Origin of the sequence: Ralstonia sp. 25C, from assembly GCF_051904805.1 — a bacterium.
Lineage (GTDB): Bacteria > Pseudomonadota > Gammaproteobacteria > Burkholderiales > Burkholderiaceae > Ralstonia.
Window position 1 is genome coordinate 535,970 of sequence record NZ_CP196738.1, and the last position, 18,525, is coordinate 554,494.

General features: G+C 65.6%; 14 protein-coding genes. 3 read left to right on the top strand and 11 right to left on the bottom strand.

Annotated elements, in window-relative coordinates:
• Positions 1-55: 55 nt before the first annotated feature.
• Complete coding sequence (locus ACS7SF_RS20965) at positions 56-1,771, top strand: SulP family inorganic anion transporter (protein ID WP_439894051.1); 1,716 nt, start codon at positions 56-58, stop codon at positions 1,769-1,771.
• Here the strand turns inward: ACS7SF_RS20965 and ACS7SF_RS20970 are convergent.
• The 4 genes from ACS7SF_RS20970 to ACS7SF_RS20985 form a co-directional block, all read right to left on the bottom strand.
• Positions 1,768-2,496 (bottom strand): glycine-rich domain-containing protein, encoded by a 729-nt coding sequence (locus tag ACS7SF_RS20970; RefSeq protein WP_439894052.1) that lies wholly within the window; start codon positions 2,494-2,496, stop codon positions 1,768-1,770. The genes ACS7SF_RS20965 and ACS7SF_RS20970 overlap by 4 nt on opposite strands.
• A 117-nt stretch (positions 2,497-2,613) precedes the next feature.
• On the bottom strand, positions 2,614-4,401 hold the full coding sequence (locus ACS7SF_RS20975; protein WP_439894053.1) for a virulence factor family protein: 1,788 nt from the start codon (positions 4,399-4,401) through the stop codon (positions 2,614-2,616).
• A complete protein-coding gene (mprF, locus tag ACS7SF_RS20980) occupies positions 4,398-7,031 on the bottom strand; it encodes a bifunctional lysylphosphatidylglycerol flippase/synthetase MprF (protein ID WP_439894054.1) in 2,634 nt (877 codons plus the stop codon). The genes ACS7SF_RS20975 and mprF overlap by 4 nt, the downstream gene beginning before the upstream one ends.
• Positions 7,032-7,241: 210 nt before the next feature.
• A complete protein-coding gene (locus ACS7SF_RS20985) occupies positions 7,242-7,430 on the bottom strand; it encodes a hypothetical protein (protein WP_439894055.1) in 189 nt (62 codons plus the stop codon).
• 286 nt (positions 7,431-7,716) lie between these two features.
• Between ACS7SF_RS20985 and ACS7SF_RS20990 the strand changes: the two genes are divergently transcribed.
• Positions 7,717-9,237, top strand: a complete 1,521-nt coding sequence (locus ACS7SF_RS20990) for a sensor domain-containing diguanylate cyclase (protein WP_439894056.1) — start codon at positions 7,717-7,719, stop codon at positions 9,235-9,237.
• Between the two features lie 79 nt (positions 9,238-9,316).
• Positions 9,317-10,693 carry an amino acid permease gene (locus ACS7SF_RS20995; RefSeq protein ID WP_439894057.1) on the top strand — a complete coding sequence of 459 codons (1,377 nt, stop codon included), beginning with the start codon at positions 9,317-9,319 and terminating at the stop codon, positions 10,691-10,693.
• Positions 10,694-10,712: 19 nt separating this feature from the next.
• On the opposite strand, the gene ACS7SF_RS21000 is transcribed toward ACS7SF_RS20995, so the two are convergent.
• The 7 genes from ACS7SF_RS21000 to ACS7SF_RS21030 form a co-directional block, all read right to left on the bottom strand.
• Positions 10,713-12,017: an O-acetylhomoserine aminocarboxypropyltransferase/cysteine synthase family protein gene (locus tag ACS7SF_RS21000; protein ID WP_439894058.1), complete on the bottom strand. Its 1,305-nt coding sequence runs from the start codon at positions 12,015-12,017 to the stop codon at positions 10,713-10,715.
• A gap of 93 nt (positions 12,018-12,110) precedes the next feature.
• Positions 12,111-13,043 carry an amidohydrolase family protein gene (locus tag ACS7SF_RS21005; protein WP_439894059.1) on the bottom strand — a complete coding sequence of 311 codons (933 nt, stop codon included), beginning with the start codon at positions 13,041-13,043 and terminating at the stop codon, positions 12,111-12,113.
• A gap of 2 nt (positions 13,044-13,045) precedes the next feature.
• Entirely contained in the window at positions 13,046-14,371 is a 1,326-nt protein-coding gene (locus tag ACS7SF_RS21010; RefSeq protein ID WP_439894060.1) for an MFS transporter, read from the bottom strand.
• A 75-nt stretch (positions 14,372-14,446) separates the two neighbouring features.
• Positions 14,447-15,820, bottom strand: a complete 1,374-nt coding sequence (locus ACS7SF_RS21015; RefSeq protein ID WP_439894061.1) for an MFS transporter — start codon at positions 15,818-15,820, stop codon at positions 14,447-14,449.
• 62 nt (positions 15,821-15,882) lie between these two features.
• A complete protein-coding gene (locus ACS7SF_RS21020; RefSeq protein ID WP_439894062.1) occupies positions 15,883-16,827 on the bottom strand; it encodes an SMP-30/gluconolactonase/LRE family protein in 945 nt (314 codons plus the stop codon).
• Positions 16,828-16,832: 5 nt separating this feature from the next.
• Positions 16,833-17,780, bottom strand: coding sequence for a hydroxyacid dehydrogenase (locus ACS7SF_RS21025; protein ID WP_439894063.1), 948 nt, complete (start codon positions 17,778-17,780; stop codon positions 16,833-16,835).
• On the bottom strand, positions 17,780-18,478 hold the full coding sequence (locus tag ACS7SF_RS21030) for an RraA family protein (RefSeq protein WP_439894064.1): 699 nt from the start codon (positions 18,476-18,478) through the stop codon (positions 17,780-17,782). Before ACS7SF_RS21030 ends, ACS7SF_RS21025 begins: the two co-directional genes overlap by 1 nt.
• Positions 18,479-18,525 lie beyond the last annotated feature (47 nt).

Genomic DNA, 18,525 nt, shown 5'->3' on the forward strand with positions numbered 1-18,525 from the left:
CGTCTTCCTTTTCTGCTATCCGTATCACGATTCCACTGCCCGACCGCCGCACTGCATGCCACCCCGCTACGAACACCCCGCCACCGCGCTGCAACACCCGGATCGTTTCGCACCGCTGGGCACCCCGCCCCTGCCGACCCAGCAACGCGTGCTGCGCGACGTCATTGCCGGTTTCTCGATTGCGGGCCTGCTGCTGCCCGAAGCGGTGGCCTATGCAGGCATCGCCAGCCTGCCGCCGCAAGCCGGGTTGATCGCGCTGCTCTGCGGCCTGGTGGTCTATTCGTTGATCGGCACGAGCCGGTTTGCGATCGTCTCGGCCACGTCCTCATCGGCGGCGGTGCTGTTTGCGACGGTGCTCTCCGAGCCCGGCACCAACGGCGCGACGGCCCTCACACTGGCGGCCGCCCTCATCATCGCGACGGGTGTGCTGTTCATCCTGGCGGGTGCGGCACGGCTGGGCGGCATGTCCGACTTCATCGCCCGACCCGTGCTGCGTGGTTTCACATTTGGGCTGGCGTTGACCATTGTCGTCAAGCAGCTCCCGAAGATCCTCGACGTGGCCGTGCACCACAGCGACACGCCGCGCATTGCGCTGGAGCTGATCACTAGCGCCGCCAATGCCAACCGCTACAGCACGGCGCTGGGGGCGGTGGCGCTTGCCCTGCTGTTTGGCCTGGGGCGCTGGGGCGGGCGCATTCCCGGCACGCTGGTCGTCATCGTGCTGGCCATCGCAGGCGGCTACTGGGGCGACTGGCACGCTTACGGCATCGCCGTGGTCGGCCACATCGACCTGCAGAACATCAGCGTGGGCGTGCCCGACCTCAACCGCGCGCAATGGATGCAGAGCGCGGAACTCGGCTTTGCGTTGATGCTGATTCTCTACGCCGAGTCGTATGGCTCGATCCGCAACTTCGCGCTTAAACACGGCGACAGCATTTCCGCCAACCGCGACCTTGTCGCCTTGGGCTGCGCCAACCTGCTGTCCGGCCTGCTGCACGGCATGCCAGTGGGCGCGGGGTATTCGGCCACCTCCGCCAATGAGGCGGCCGGTGCGCAATCGCGCCTGGCCGGGCTGTGCGCGGCGGCCGTGGTGGCGCTGATCGTGTGGTTGTTTCTGCCGCAGCTGGCGCGCATTCCCGAGCCGGTACTGGCGGCCATCGTCATCTTTGCGGTCAGCCACTCGCTGCATCCGAGCGTGTTCAAACCGTACTGGACGTGGCACCGTGATCGGCTGGTCGTGATTGCCGCGCTGTTGGCCGTGCTGGTGCTGGGCGTGCTGCATGGCTTGCTGGCCGCCATTGGCGTGAGCCTGTTGCTGACGCTGCGCAAGCTGTCCGAACCCAACGTGAGCGTGCTCGGCCGCCTGCGCAACAGCCACGACTTTGTCGATGTGTCCTTGCACCCCGAAGCCAAACCGCTACCCGGCGTGCTGATCGCGCGGCCCGAAGTGCCTTTGTTCTTCGCCAATACAGAACGCGTGCTGGGTCAGGTGCGCGCGCTGCTGAAGGCACAGCCTGAACCGGCGCTGCACACCATCATGCTGAGCCTGGAAGAAACGCCCGACGTGGACGGCTCCGCCATCGAAGCGCTACGCATCTTTGCCGCCGAATGTGCGGCGCGCGGTTTGCGATTGATGTTCGTGCGACTCAAGCCGCGCGCGCTCTCCGCCCTGCAACGCGCCACCGACGAGACACTGCGCCCCGCCATGCTGCATGAGTTGAGCGTGGACGAATGTGTGCAGTCGCTGGCAGACAGTGCACAGCCTGCCTAATCGCCGCCGCCCCCACCGCTACAGCTGCTGCAACTGGAGCAGCTCGAACAACTCGAACCACCTGAACAACTGCTGCAACCGCTGCTGCGGCGCTTGGTGGCGGTGCCGAAGCCCTCGGTACTGCCATCGATGCGGCGGCTGGCGAAATCCGCGCCGCACTGCATGACCTCGCCGCCGGGCAGGATCGTGGCGCAGTCGGGCACGTAGTAGAAGCCTTTGGGAATGGCGAGTTGGTGGTCGATGGCAAACAGCAGCGGCAGGCGCTTGGGCTTGCGTGGATTGATCGACTCATCCTTGCAAGCCCACCACCACGCGCGCCGCAACCCGATGTTGGATTGCTTGCGCACCGGCGACAACGCTGCCGACGGCAGGTGATCGAGAAACTTGCCGAACGCGCGACCGCAGAAGGCCCGGTATTCACGCGTGTAGAGAATGAACTCGTGCCACAGATCGTCCACCACGCGCGAGGGCATCGACACGTAATCGCAGCCGCTGCGCAAGTGGACGAGGAAGAACTGACGCAGCCCGCGTACGACCTGCTCGCGCTCTGCCGAGCTCAACGTCGGGTGCTTCTCGGCAAAGCGTTCGAGCAGTCCAGGCGGCCAAGCGTAATACTGGATATAGGTTTCACGCCGGCCGCGCTGGCGATTGCTCAGCATCGTCAGCAAGATCAGCACCGCAACCAGGGCTGCGGCCAGCCCAAAAAACGTCCCCAAGACAGCCATTCGATCCCCCGACCGTGTTGTTGGCGCAGGCATTATGCCGCGCCATCACGCGCCCGACACCGCACGCTCGACATCAGGCTGCCGTAACACCGGGCACGGGCAACGGAGACGAGGGCGTCAGCGCGCGGCGTTACCCGCCACACGCGCACCGTCGAGGATGATGCGCGCCAGCTTGGCGTAGTCGCCATCAAAGTGATGGCCGCCCGGCAGCTTGACGAGCTGGACCTGCTTCGGGTCGAGGCCCGGGCAATTGGTGTCTTTCTCTTCCTTGCCGTAGATGCACATGCCGAGCCCTGTGGGCAGCTTCTGCATCTCGGGCAGGATCAGCAGCCCAGCGCTGCTACTCGACACCCAGTTGGTCATGTGGAACTCAAAATCGGCGCGCTTGCCCAGGCCCATCATCACGGCCAGGGCAACGTGCTCGCGCGATGCGGCCGGCAGACGGTTGACGATGAAGGGCAGCACATCCGCGCCCTGCGAATAGCCGATCAGCAGCGCCTTGGGCTTCTTCCAGCGCGCGGCGTAGAAGCGCACGAGGCGGTCCATGTCCGCCGCTGCGGAGGCCGGCGTACGCGCCGTCCAGAAATAACGCAGCGAATCGATGCCGACCACCGGCACGCCCGACTTGGACAGCGCGGCCGCCACCTCCTTGTCGAGGCCCGCCCAGCCACCATCGCCCGACAGCAGCACGGCAAAGAATTCGGAAGACGTGCCCGGCTGCGCAGGCACTTCAATGATCGGCAAGTCCGACACGGCGGCGGGCGGTGGCGGCGGCAAAGGCTTGCGCTGCGCAACCAGCTTGGCGAAGGCGGCCTTGAACGGCTCGCTTGCTGTGGCAGGCGGCGCGTTGGCACCCGCTGCCGGCGGCAACACCACCGACTGCGCCCCCGAAATCGTATCGATGAAGGTTTGCGTGGCACGCCCTTCGCACAGCGGGCCCGAACGGCGCGCAAACGATGTCAGCGTGCCCGATTGCAGCGCCACCCACGGCGCCGACAGCTTGGTGGCCGGCAGCAGCACCACGCCGGCATTTTCGGGCGGCTTGGTGCGCTTGGCCGTGGTGCGGCTCTCGCTCTGACGGCGGCTGAAGTGGATGCCTTCGCCCTTGCACAGCGGCTTGCGCAGCTCCAGCACGGGGCAGAACTCCATCGACATGGCGCCCGCAAAGATATTCGGCCGCGCCTGCGCAATCATGGCGTAGGCCAGCGCACCGCCTTCGTTGTCCCCCACGAGGATGGGCGGGTAGTAGCCCGGCACCTTCTCGTAGGCCTGCAGGAAGCGGCTGAAGTTTTCGAGGTCGCCATCGGGGAACGCGCAATCGCCAAAGTCGGCTTCCAGGCTGGAGAACAGCGCGGGGGTCGACAGCCCGGCCACCAGCGCACCTTGCTCTGCCAACGCCTGTGCCATGCGCGAGGTAGCAGGCATCCAGCCCTGGTCACCCGACAGCATGAGCACGACGGAGCGGATCTCACCCTTGGGCTTGTAGACCGGTACATCACGAAAACGGCCATGCGAGACGAACTCCACCGCACCAGGTGCGGCGGCAGGGGTTGCCGGGGCCACCACGGGCAGCGACAGCACACCGCCGTTGGCGGCCTTGTTGGCGGTGACAGCGGCGGCGCCCATCTGCACGCGGGGCGGAGCATCGCCTTGCGCAGGCACCGCCACCACACCGCTGGCGCCGGTCATGCCGACGGGCGGCACCAGCACGGGCCCCTGCACCGGTGCCGGCCTGGGCGCATCTGCCGCGACAGCCCAGGCAGTAGCCAGCGCCAGCGCGATCGCACTGGCGTGTGCGGCCCGATGCCAGCCCCCAAGCCAGCCCCGACGCGAGCCCTTACGCTGCACGTTCCTGCACGCTCCCCTGAGCCGCGCCTCTGGCGTGCGCGGTGCTTGCCCACTCATTTGGAGATCACTCCCTTCAGCCCGCCGCCGATCAGCGCGGCAACGTCCGTCAATGTAAATAGCGGCGCAAACCCGCCGCGTGCGAGCAGGTAGCGGGGTTCCCACACCGGCTCGAACTTGTCCTTGAAACTGCGCAGCCCTCTGAAATTGTAGAAGCGCGCGCCGTGGCGGAACATCATCCGTCCGAACCGATGCCAGCGCGGTGCAAGCTGATGCTCGACCATGCCCGACATCGGCGCCATGCCTAGCCCGAATCGCTGATACCCCTCCGCCTGAAAGTGGAGGATCAGCTTGCCGAAGAGGAAATCCATCGTGCCCGGCGGCACATTCGCGCGCTGGCGCATCAAGTCCACGCTCGCCTCGATACGCAGCACGTCGGGGCACATCAACGTGGCAAAGGCGAGGATGCTGCCCTCGCGCCGCACCACGGCCACGGGCTGGCTGCGCACATAGCGGTCTTCAAACGCGCCGAGCGAGAACCCCTTCTCGCGCGCGTTCTGGTTGCGCAGCCATTCGTCGGAGATGGCGCGCAGTTCATCCAGCACGGCGGGCACGCCCTCCGGCGGCACGATCTCGAACGACAAGCCCTCGCGCTCGCCGCGCGTCACACCATGGCGCAGGTTGGCCCGGCGCGATCCCTTCAGGCTGAACTCCGGCAGCGACACGTAGGCCTCTTCGCCCAGCTTGTAGGCACGCAGGCCGGCATCGAGATACAGCGGCAGCGTTTGCGGGCGCGTCTTGTAGAACGCCGCGCGGCCGCCATGCGCATCGGCCATCTCGATAAAGCGCCAGATCAGTTCGGGCCACTCCTGCTGCGCGCCCACCGGGTCGGACAACGCCACCCACGAGCGCCCCTGCTTCGCATACATGATGAAAGCGTTGCCCGACGGCGAAAACAGCAGGCTCTTGTCACCCATCAGCGCGAGCACGGCGTCGGCGGCGGGCTGTTTGCGGACGATCTCCGCGGCGCGGGCGAGTTCTTCGTCGCTCGGGAACGTCGTTGCGCCCGGCTCCTTGCGAAAGAGCTGCCACATGCCGCAGCCGAGGCCCGTGACGGCCACCGCCATCAGCGCGCGGATGGAGCGCGGCGCATCGCCGTCAAACGTGAACTGCCACCAGAGCTGGTTGGCGTAGGCCACCTCGCGATACGCAAAGAAGAGGATCCACACGCAGGCGGCGAACACGCACACCATGGCGATCATCCAGCCCGGCTCCAGCCGCTGCGAGAACAACGACGACGGCCGATCAAACTGTCGCCGAGAGATCACCAGCAGCACCGCCAGCGTCACCAGCACCACCATCTCGGACACGGCAATGCCCTTGGGCAGCGCCAGCACACCGGTCAGCAGCGACAGCACCAGCGCAGCCCACCATGCGGCATCCAGCCGGTGCAGCAGCCCGCGCGCGACGAACAGCATGATGAGCCCCGCCACGCTGCCGATCATGTGGGAGGCCTCCACCACGAACAGTGGCACGTGCATGCGCAGGAGGTCTTCGGCCTCGTCGCTGGCAGGGGTCACGCCCGAGACCAGCAGCATCACGCCTGCCACCATCGTCAACGCAGCCAGCAACCCCGGCGATAGCTTGACCGCCGCTCGGCCGAACGGGGCGCCGGCGCCCGAGCGCAGCTCGAACACACCCAGCATGGCAGCCGCGACCACCAGCGGCAGCAGAAAGTAGATCGCCCGGTAGAGCAGCAGCGCAGCCAGCACCTCCGCAGGCGGTGCCTGGCCACTGCAGCCGAGCAGGATGACGGCCTCGAACACGCCCAGGCCACCCGGGCTCTGACTCAGCACCCCCAACGAGACCGCCAGCGCGTAGAACGCCACAAAGGTCGGCAGATCGACGGCGCCAGCCGGCATGAGCACCCACAACGCTGCCGCTGCGGCGCTCAGGTCCGCCGCGGAGATCAGAAACTGCCGCGCAGCCAAGCCCGGCGGCGGCAGGCGAATCTCCCAACGCCCCAGCACCGTGACATGCTGGCGCCGCATGCACAGCGCCAGCAGCACGACCACGCCCGCCAGCACCAGCAGCGCAATTGCTTCCAACAGCGCAGCCGGCAAATGCGCGATGGCCGCGATATGCGGCGCGCCCCACAGCAGGCCGACCGCGCCGAATGCCGTGGTGGACACGCCCAGCGCACCAGCATCAAACGTCACGGCCTCCGTCACGCGGGCGGCATCGACGCCGGCTGCCGCGTACAGGCGCGTGCGCACCGCGCCAGCGGTGAATGCGCCAAGGCCCACGGTGTTGCCCAGTGCATACGCAATGAACGACGTGGTAGCCACCGTGCCGCGGGCCACCTGTGCCCCGGCGTAGCGCAGGCCGGAGGCGTCGTAGCCCGTCAGCGCGGCATAGCTCAGCCCGGTGGCCAGAATGGCCAGCCACACATGCACGGGCGACGTGGCCTGCAGGGCCGCGACCATATCGGCGTAGTGCACGTGGTCCAGCAACGCATACAGGCTGTCGAACACCAGCGCGCCCAGGATCAGCACGACGCCAATCAGCGACCAGCCTCCCAGACCGAAGCCGGATTCGGCACGTGGTGGGTTGGCAGGCGCGGCACTGGCCGGGCTGGCCGGTGATCGGCGGGAATCGGGACTGGCGTCGTTGGACGCTGCGTCAGACATGGTGCAAAACAAGGTCCGGCTGGTCTGGGCGGGGCGCACCATCCAGCGTGGTCAAACGGAAGAAAGGCAAGATCCAGCGCGCGATGGCAGCAGCACACCACAGGCTGGCGCACCGGCTTTCCCCCAACGATTGACGTGCTGGATCGGCACGTTGTTTAGGTGTGACGTAATACGGCCAAGGCAGCCGTTTAGTTGACACACTGTTGCATTTTACGGTTTAGGCGCGGCCTCCGGCGCTTTTGGCGCCACATCGGGCTTGCCGGTATCCACCGACACCGGGTCGCTGGCCGGGAAGGTTTCTTCCAAACCCTCGTCCAGCAGCGATTCGTCGTGCGAATCCGGCACCGGCGGATGCGGGTTGGCGGGCGCCGGGGTGGGCGAAATACGGTCGTCAGGCATGACGTTCTCCAATCTCCAGGGATCTGCACCAGCATAGGTAAGCGCGTCCGCTAGGGTGGCACGGGCCGGTGCTGCTTTGGCTTGCGCGTCGTGTGCAACGCAGGCGCCACTCAGCCCGTTCTCAGCAAGCCATGCGCCCGCCGCCGCGCTGGGCAGGAAAAATCGACGAAATGCCAACAGGCAAACGATTGCGAACCCGACCAAACCCCTCGGCTTCATTGCGTGGGCAGGTGGAGTCCGGTACACAGTCTAGGCGGCACTTTTCAATCTTTTCACAATTACGCGCATGCCCTTACAGCGCGCCAGCGGCGCTTTCCTGCGAAACCCCTTCCTGCTGATCGTCGGTGCGTCGGTGCTGTCCGTGTTGCTGGCCGCGCTGACGGCGCTGTCGCTCTGGGAGATGCGCAACGACGCGCTGGACCGCGCGCGCGACGCCGCCGACAACCTCTCGCTGATCCTGCAGCGCGACATCGCCCGCAACATCGAGCTGTACGACCTGTCGCTGCAAGCCGTGACCGATGGCATGCAGGACCCGAACATCGTCGCGCTGCCGCCGCAGATCCGCCAGTTCGTGCTGTTCGACCGTTCCACCACCGCGCGCGACGTCGGCTCGCTGCTGGTGGTGGATAGCAAGGGCGATGTGGTGATCGATTCGCGTTCCGTACCGGCGCGGCATATTCATATCGGCGATCGCGATTACTTCCAGGTGCACCAGGGCGCCTCGGATGTCGGCCTGTACATCAGCGAACCCTTTTCGCCGCGCATCAACGGTGCGGATACGTCGATCGGCCTGAGCCGTCGTCTCAACGGGCCGCATGGCGAGTTCAACGGCATCGTGGTCGGTACGCTGCGGCTGAACTACTTCCGCCGGTTATTCGAGGGCATCAACCTGGGGCCGCATGCCACGGTGACGCTGGCGCGCTCTGATGGCACGCTGCTCATGCGCCGCCCGTACGACGAACAGCTCATCGGCCGAAGCGTGGCCGACAGCTCCGCCTTTCAGAAGCGGCTGCTGGCGCCTGAAGGCTCGTACATCGATCTGGGGGCCGTTGACGGGGTCGAGCGGTTGTTCAGCTTCCGCCATATTGCCCAGCACCGGCTGATCGTGTCGGTGGGCCTGGCCACGCAAGACATCTACGCTGAATGGTGGCAACGCACGTGGGTGATCGGCGGCATCGTGCTGGTGCTCGATGTGGTGTTCATTGTGCTGTCGATCCTGTTTGCCGGGCAGTTGCGCAAGCGGCTGGAGATGGAGCAGCAACTGCACTGGCTGGCCAATACCGATGGCCTGACGGGCCTTGGCACGCGCCGTGCGCTGGACGCCGCGCTGGATGTGGAATGGCGGCGCGCCAACCGCACGCGCATGCCGCTGGCCGTGCTGATGATCGATGTTGACGACTTCAAGCACTACAACGACCGCTACGGCCACGCGGCCGGCGACACCGCACTGCGCAATGTCGCGCGCTGCGTGAACGAAAGCATCAAGCGCCCTGGCGACTTTGCCGGCCGCTACGGCGGCGAAGAGTTCTGTGCCCTGCTGCCCCACACCGACCTGCCCGGCGCGATACGTGTGGCCGAAAACATCCGTGCCGCCGTGCTGGCCAGCGACGAGCCGAATGCGGGCAGCACGCACGGCAAGCTGACAGTCAGCATTGGTGTGGCCGTGCATTCCGGCACCGCGACGACGCCCGACGCCACCCCGCAAGACCTGATACGGCTGGCCGATGGGCGCCTGTATGAAGCCAAGGCCGCCGGACGCAACATGGTCATCCCCCGGCAGGAGCGGCCGAAGCTGGCGGTAGTGTAGGCGCGGCCCCCCACTCAGCACGCATCGGCCCCGACGATCGGCGTATCATCCGGGCCTTTTCCCCAGTCTGGAACGCTCCATGGACAAGGCCACCGGCAGCTTTGAAGCGCTGGCCGCACGCGAAGGCGGCCTGCAGCACCGCCTTTCTTCTGCGCAACTCACCATGATCGCCATCGGCAGCGCGATCGGCACAGGCCTGTTCCTGGGCAGCGGCGCAGCCATCCAGTTGGCCGGCCCGGGCGTCATCGTCAGCTATGTCATCGGCGCGACCATCGCCCTGTTGCTGATGGGCTGCCTGGCCGAGATGGTCGTCGCACACCCGACCACCGGCTCATTCGGCGCGTATGCCGAGCATTACGTCAGCCCGCTGGCCGGGTTTCTCGTGCGTTATGCGTATTGGGCGGCGGTCGTCTTCGTGATCGGCGCGGAAGTGACGGCTGTGGCCGTGTACATGGCGTACTGGTTTCCGGGCTTGCCGGCGTGGGTATGGATTGTCGGGTTCTCAGCCGTGCTGGTGTGGATCAACGCCAGCAGCGTCGACGTGTTTGGCGTGGCGGAGTACTGGTGCTCGATGATCAAAGTGGTAGCCATCGTGGCGTTTCTGGCGGTGGCCAGCTATGCCATCTATCGCGCGCCGGATGGCGGCCCGATTGGCTTTCACAACTACGTGGATGCGGGTGGCTTCCTGCCACACGGGTGGTCTGGCGTGTGGTTTGGCGCGGTGGTCAGCATCTTCAGCTTTTTCGGCATTGAACTGATTGCCGTGGCCGCTGGCGAGGCCCGCGAGCCCGAGGCCGCGGCCACCAGCGCGTTCCGCTCCACGCTGTTCCGGCTGGTGTTCTTCTATCTCTGCACGGTGGCGCTGATGCTGGCCGTGGTGCCATGGCAGCAGGCGGGCACCGGCAAGAGCCCGTTTGTGCGCGTGATGGAAATCCTCGGCATTGCCGGGGGTGCGGGCGTGATGAACTTTGTGGTGCTCACGGCGGCGCTGTCGTCGATGAACGCGCAGTTGTATGTGTCCACACGCATGCTGTTCAGCCTCGCGCGCGGCGGGCAAGCGCCAGTGGCGCTGGGCGTAGTGAGCCAACGCGGCGTGCCGCTGCGCGCGCTGGCTGTGTCCAGCTCCGGCGCTGCGCTGGCGGCGGTGTTGAGTGTGGTGCTGCCGGGCCATTCGTTCCTGCTGATGATGGCATTGGCGATGTTCGGCGCGCTGTTCACGTGGCTCGTCATCTTCATCACGCATCTGCGCTTTCGGCGTGCGGCGGAACGCGAAGGCCGCACGCTGCAATTCCGCATGTGGGGCTACCCGGTACTCACCGTCATCGGCGCCATCGCCATGGTGGTCATCATCGCCAGCACGGCTTGGATGGCGGATTTCCGGATGACGCTGGTGGTGGGGGTGCCGTTTCTGGCGCTGATGGCGGGTGTGTTCGGGTGGCTGCGCAGCCAGCGGTAACCGCCGGCGCGCCCCGAAATTACGCCTGCGCCAACGCCTGATCCAGATCCGCCAGCAAGTCGTCGATATGCTCAATGCCGATCGACAGGCGGATCGTCTCCTGCCGCACGCCGGCCTTGGCCAGTTCCGCCTCCGACAACTGCCGGTGCGTGGTCGATGCCGGATGCGTGGCTAGCGATTTCGCATCGCCAATGTTCACCAGCCGCGTGAACAACGCCAGCGCATCCTGAAAACGCGCACCCGCCTCAAACCCGCCCTTCACGCCAAACGTCAGCAGCCCAGGCGCCTTGCCTGACAGGTACTTCTGCGCGAGTGCGTAGTCGGGGTGATCGTCCAGGCTGGCGTGGTTCACCCATTCCACCTTCGGGTGAGCACGCAGATGCCGCGCGATGCGTGCGGCGTTCTCTGTGATGCGGTCAATGCGCAGGCCCAGTGTCTCAATGCCCTGCAGGATCAGGAACGCGTTGAACGGCGACAGCGCCGCGCCGGTATTGCGCAGCGGCACCACGCGCGCGCGGCCGATATACGCCGCATCGCCCAGCGCTTCCGTATAGACCACGCCGTGGTAACTCACATCCGGTTCGTTCAGGCGCTTGAAGCGCGCCTTGTGCTTCGCCCACGGAAACTTGCCCGAATCGACAATCGCGCCGCCCAGGCTGGTGCCGTGTCCACCCAGATACTTGGTCAGCGAATGCACGACGATGTCCGCGCCATGCTCGAAGGGCCGCGTCAGATACGGCGTGGGCACCGTGTTGTCAACGATGAGCGGCACGCCATGGCGATGCGCGATCTCGGCCAGTGCCGCAATATCGGTGATGTTGCCCAGCGGGTTGCCCACCGTCTCGGCAAAGATGGCTTTCGTGCGATCGTCGATCAGCGCCTCGAACGATGCCGGGTCACGTGGGTCAGCAAAGCGCGTGGTGATGCCCGACAGCGGCAGCGTGTGCGCGAACAGGTTGTACGTGCCGCCATACAGCGTGCTGGCCGAGACGATATTGTCGCCCGCTTCGGCAATGGTCTGAATGGCATAGGTAACGGCAGCCTGCCCCGATGCCAAGGCCAGTGCGCCAATGCCGCCCTCCAGCGCCGCGATGCGCTTCTCCAGCACATCGTTGGTCGGGTTCATGATGCGCGAATAGATGTTGCCCGGCACCTTCAGGTCGAACAGATCGGCGCCGTGCTGCGTGTCGTCAAACGCAAAGGCGACGGTCTGATAGATCGGCACCGCCACCGCGCGCGTGGTCGGGTCAGCGCTATAGCCACCGTGGACGGCCACGGTGTCGAGTTTCCAGGCGGGTGTGGTGCTCAGGGTGGTCTGCGTCATGGTTGCGTCTCCGGTGGTGATCCGGCGAGCATAGGGCGAGCCACTTGAGCGGCGAACGACCGTTTTTGTCTTTGCTTATTCGCGCTGCGGATTTCAAACAAACCCGTAGAGCTGCGCCGGATTGGACACAAAGATCCGCTCCTGCCAATCCGCCCGCCCGATCCACGCAGCGATTGTGTCGAGCAGCGACGCATCGTCGGGCTTGTGTGCCTTCTCCGTCGGATGCGGCCAGTCGGTGCCCCAGAGCATCCGCTCCGGCGCCATGTTGATGAAGGCCTTGGCCACGGGCTCCACATCGGCATAGGCGGGCGCGCCGCTCTTCGTATCCACGTACGGACCAGAGAGCGTGATCCACGTGTTGCCCTTGTCCACGAGCCGTTGCGCGGTGCGCATCGCATCGGACTGCATGCCGCCCGGTTGGGGGATATGCGCAATGTGGTCGATGACGAGTGGGCATGGCAGCGCAAGCAGATGCGGCTCCAACTCAGGCAGCTTTTCGCCTTGCACGACCAGTTCGATATGCCACCCCAATGCGCTGATGCGTGCCGCCAACGGTGCGAGCATGTCGACGGTGGTGGCACCGGGGTAACTCAGGTTGAAGCGGATGGCCCGCACGCCGGCTGCATGCATTTCGGTGAGTTGCGCCTCGGTCACGGACGTATCGACCACGGCAACGCCGCGCGCGTTGTGCCCGAAACGCTTGAGCGCCTCCAGCGTGCAGCGGTTGTCGGTGCCATACGTCGATGGCGTGACAACAACATTGTGCTGCACGCCCAGTCGCACCTGCACGTTGCGGTACTGCTCGATGCTCGCATTGGGTGGCCGAAGCGTGGTGCCCGGCGCGCTCGGGAAGCGATCGTCGTAGATGTGCATATGGCAGTCCACCGCGCCGACAGGCAGCTTGAACGTCGGCGCGTCGCTGCCGCTGGACCACACCTCTCCGGCTTCGGCAAACGCCGGCATGGCGGCAGCCACGGCTCCTGCACCAGCGAGTTGCAGGAACCGCCTTCTGTTGAATGCGCGCATGGTCAAGCCGTTTCCGTCTTGTTCAGCAGTTGCCCTTCCGGCTTGCCACGACTCAACAACAGCAGCGTCGCCACGCTCACCAGCGTCAGCACGGCCAGCGGCATGAGCGCCAGCGCGTAGCTACCGGTTGCCTGCTTGACCCAGCCGTATACGTTCACCATCAAGCCACCGCCGATCAGGTTGGCAATCGCGTTGATGGTTGCGAGCCCTGCTGCCGCCGCGCTGTTTGACAGCATGCCCGACGCCAGCGCCCAGAATGGCCCCTTGAACGAATACGCCCCCACCAGTACCGCACACAGCATCACCATGGTGGGCACCAGCGACCCGCTGAGCGACGTGCCGAACAAGCCCAGACCGATCAGCAGCATCGGAATGGCGGTGTGCCAGCGACGCTCGTTGAGCCGATCCGACCGGCGGCCCCAGATCACCATCAGCACCGACGCCACGGCATACGGCACCGAATTGAGCAGCCCCGTCTGCATGACGGTCAGCCCGAACGATTTGAGCAATTGCGGCTGCCACACCGACAGCGTGCTGCCGGCGGCCGATGCGCACACATCCACCAGCGCCAGGCACAACACGTAGCGGTTGCAGAACAGCTTGCCCAGCGGCATCTGCGCGACCTTCTTCGGCCCGCGCGCTTCACCGGCCAGCGTGTTCGTCAGCCAACTGCGCTCCTCAGGCGACAGCCACTTGGCTTCTTCGGGCCGATTGGTCAGCAGGCCCAGGCAGGCGATTCCGAGCAGCACAGTGGGAATGCCTTCGAGGATGAACAACCAGTGCCAGCCTCGCAGTCCGGCAAAACCATCCATCTGCAGCAGCGCCGCCGAGATGGGCGAGCCGATAAAGCTCGCCGCCGGAATCGCCACCATGAACGTCGCCACGATGCGCGCACGGTGCGTTGCCGGAATCCAGTACGAGAGATACAGGAGCACACCCGGGAAGAACCCGGCTTCTGCCGCGCCCAGCAGGAAGCGCAATGTGTAGAACGAGGCCGGGCCGCGCACCAGCGCCGTCGCGGCCGAGACCAGCCCCCACGTGATCATGATTCGCGCGATCCAGATACGCGCGCCATAGCGCTGCAGCGCGAGGTTGCTCGGCACCTCGAAGAAGAAGTACGACACGAAGAACAGGCTGCTGCCGAATCCGAACACACTGGCTGTCAGCCCGAGGTCATGGTTCATCTGCAGCGAGGCCATGCCCACGTTGCCCCGGTCAATGAAGGCCAGCAGGTAGCAGACCATGAGAAATGGCACGAGCCGCCAGACCACCTTGCGCAGGGTCCGCTGTTCGAGATCGGTGACACCGGTACGGCTCGTCACTTGCATGTGTGTCTCCTCGCGCCGTCGTGGGTTTCGCGGCGCTATTGGATATCTAGGAATCAAGGTACTGCGATCAGGCCGTCAATGGGCGACCGCTTCGCCGGCATCAGCGCCCGGGGCGCCCAACCAGGCGATGGCCAGCGCACCGATGAGCAGCACAGCCGACACCGCCAGCAGCGGCGCCGTGAAGCCATGCGAAAACTGCTTGATGGCACCGATCATCGAGGGACCCACAAAGCCGCCGAGATTGCCCACGGAAACAATCAGCGCGAGGCCGCCCGCCGCCGCTCGGCCAGTCAGGAAGTTGGAGGGGATCGCCCAGTACGTGGCCTGGAAGGCGAGGATGCCGCTCACCGTCAGGCACAGCGCCGCGAGTTTGAGCGCCGGTGCATCCAAGGCCGTGCTGGCCGCCAGCGCTACCGCTGCAACCACCAGCGCGGTGGCCACGTACGGGATGCGGTTCTGCGCGCGGTTCGCCATGCGCGCCCACCACAGCATGACCACGGCGCCAATCGCGTAGGGAATGGCGGTCAGCCAGCCGACCACCGCGTGCTCGACACCAAACTGCTTGATGATCTGCGGCATCCACAGCCCCACGCCGATGGAGCCAACGATGCCGCAAAAGTTGATGAACGCCAGCACGAATACGCGCCAGTTGGTCATTGCATCGCGCAGGGTGGCGCCGTGCTTGCTGGCGATGTCGCGTTGCTCCATCGCAAGGCGGCGCGCGAGCACAGCTTTTTCCTCGTCCGTCAGCCACTTGGCCTTCTCGGGACGGTCCGCCAGCACAAACAGGCATGCAATGCCGAGCAGCACGGCTGGTAGCCCCTCGATCAGCAGCAGCCATTGCCAGCTGCGCAAGCCGTGCAGCCCACCGAGTTCCAGCAGCGCCCCGGAAATCGGCGAGCCGATCATGTTGGCCACCGGAATGCCCACTAGGAATGCCGCCGTCACCTTGGCGCGCCACTTGCCGGGAAACCAGTGCGTGAAATACAAGTAGATGCCCGGCGTGAAGCCGGCCTCAGCCAACCCCAGCAGAAAGCGCGCAGCGGCAAAACTCTTGGGCCCGACCACAAACGCCGTGGCCATCGAGAAGATGCCCCACGTGATCATGATCCGCGCGATCCAGATGCGCGCACCCACCTTCTGCATGATCAGGTTGCTCGGAATCTCGAACAGGAAATAGCCGATAAAGAACAGCCCCGCCCCGAACCCGAACTGCTCGGCAGTCAGACCGATGTCCTTGTTCATGGTGAGCGCGGCAAAACCCACGTTGGTGCGATCGAGATAGCTGATCACATAGCAGGCGAAGATGAACGGCAGGATGCGGCGGAACGCCTTGGCCAGCGTACGTTCGCTCGCCTGGTAGTCCGCGTCGGGCAGCGTGGCAGCTGCGCGCACGTCCGTGCCATCGGAGGGTCTGGCGGCGCGCAAGGTGCCTAAGGTCTGGGACATTAGCATGGTCTCCTCCATCGCGCTTCTCTGAGCGCTAGGGGTTGCGTATTGGTGAGCTAGTGCTAGGGCTTTGTCTGCTTTGCTCGATGCGGCAGCGGGCCGGCGATATCCATATCGGCTTTCAGCACGGTGCCGGACACCGACTCCGTCATGAAGAGCGTCTTCATCTCCGGACCGCCGAAGCACAGGTTGGTGAGCGAAGCGCCTTCGGGGCTGGTGACAATCACCTCGGGCTCGGCGCGGTGGTTCAGCACCCACGCGCGGCCAAGGCCCGGGTTGGCCACAAACAGCCGCCCCGCCGTGTCGATCGTCAAACCATCGGGGCCGCTCGGGCCGTACGAGGTGAAGAACTGGCCGACCTTGCTGACCGAGCCATCTGCCTGCAACGGCACGCGCCACACGCAGTTGCCGCGCGTCATGGCGACGTAGAGCACCTTCTCGTCGGGTGACAGCACAAGCCCGTTCGGGCTGGGGCAATTGCCGAGCAGCATGTCGAGCTTGCCGTCCACCGACAGGCGATAGACGCGCCCCGTCGGGTCATGCAGCCCGGTCTGCCCCTGATCCGTGAAATACAGATTGCCGCGCGAATCAAACGTCAGGTCGTTCACGCCCTTGAAGCGTTCCGAATTGCGGCGTTCCAGATACGGCGTGACTTCGCCGCGCTGGATATCGAGCAGCATCAGCCCGTTGCGGTAGTCGGTGATGAGCAGGTGCGCATCGTCGACTAGCTTCATGCCGTTGGGCTCGCCGTCGTACTCGGCTACCAGTTCCCAGTCGCCCGCAGCCGAGATACGGAAGATCCGGCCATGCGGAATGTCGGTCACGTACAGATGGCCGTGCCCTTGGCCGTCCGGGCTCCACACGGGCCCTTCGAGGAAGGAATCGGTGGCTTGCCCGCCGCGATTGGCGCGTGCCCAGTCCGTCTGAACATCGGGCTTGCGAAACTTGGCCGGCATGCGCGTGAAGACTTCCGCTTCACGCACAACGGGTGGCGATAGCAGGAACATAACCATCACGCGGCGGTGCGCGCGCGTTCCTCGATTACGGCGAGCACGTTGGCCGCTGCGCCCTTGCCCATGTTCACGTAAGCCGCATCGCTCACGCCGCCGATGTGCGGCGACAGGATGACATTGGCCATGCCCTGGAACGGATGCGGCGTCGTCATCGGCTCCACATCGAAGCTGTCGAGCCCGGCCGCTCGCAACCGGCCGCTTGCAAGCGCTTCCGCCAACGCGGGCTCGTCAATAAGCCCACCGCGTGCCGTGTTCACGAGAATCGCGCCCGGCTTGAAACAACTGAACGCATCGCGGTTCAGCATCTTGCGGTTCTCGGCGGTCAGCGGGCAGTGCAGCGAGACCACGTCCGACTGTGCGTACAACTCGCCCAGGCTGACCAGCTTCACACCGGCGGGCGCCTCTTTGGCATACGGATCGAACGCGATGACGTTCATGCCGAACGCCAGCCCGATGACGGCCGCCCGACGCCCGATCGCGCCCAGACCGACCAGACCCAGCGTGCGGCCGTCCAGCTCCACGGATTTGTGCGTCGCCTTGTCCCAATGCCCGGCGCGCATGCGTGCGTCGAGCTGAGGAACGGCCTTGGCGCACGCCAGGATCAACGCCCATGCATGCTCAGCTACAGCCGCTGCATTGGCACCCACGGCAGCGCGCACCGCAATGCCGCGCGCCGCAGCGGCTTCCTGATCGATGACATCGATCCCGCTGCCGTGCTTGGAGATCACCTGCAAGCGCTCGGCTGCATCCATGATGCGAGCGTTGACCTTGCCGTAGCGCACGATGATGGCCACCGGTTTGTGCCGTGTGCAGAGCGCGACGATGTCGTCCTCGGTGGGCTGCTTGCCGGCAAACACGACGTCGAAATCGCCCAGCATGTCGAGCGCTTGCGGCGCCAGGTCGGCGGCCGTCACCAATACGACGGGCTTGGTTGCAGACGCGCTCATCACAGTGCCTCGCCTTCGGCCAGCATGCCGACGGCGCGCAGTTCTTTCTCCAGCCAACTCGCGCGCGTGTCGCCCTTGCGAATGGCGGCAATGCGTGCGGCTTCCGCATCCACCTTCTTCTGTGCGAGCACGAGAATGCGCTCGACATCCTCACGGGGGATGACGACCACGCCATCCGCATCGCCCACCACCAGGTCACCCGGGTGCACCGTTGCGCCGGCAGCGGACACGGGCAGGTTCACACGCCCCGCCACGCTCTTGGTCGGACCACACGGGTTGAGGCCCGCAGAGAAGACCGGGAACGTGCCGTTCGCCAGTTCGTGCGAGTCGCGCACCGCGCCATCGATGACAAACCCGGCGATGCCCGTGGCATGCGCCTGCGTGGCCATGATTTCGCCGATCAGGGCGCAGCTCTGGTCACCCTTGCCGTCCACCACGATCACATCGCCGGGCTTGGCGACGGCCAGGGCGGCGTGGATGGCGAGGTTGTCGCCGGGGCGGACTTCCACCGTCACGGCCGGCCCTGCCACTTTCATGGTCGGCGCGAGCGGTTTGACGCGGCCGTTCAGCGTGCCGCGTCGGCCGGCAACGTCGGCCAGGATGGCAGCCTGAAAGCGGGCAGCGGCCTCGACCAAGGCGGGCGAAACGCGCTCGATGTCGCGAACGATGGTGGAAGTGGAATGCGAAGGGGTACTCATGGGAATCGTGCCTCAGTCTTTATAGTTGTACCATGTACAACAGTGGT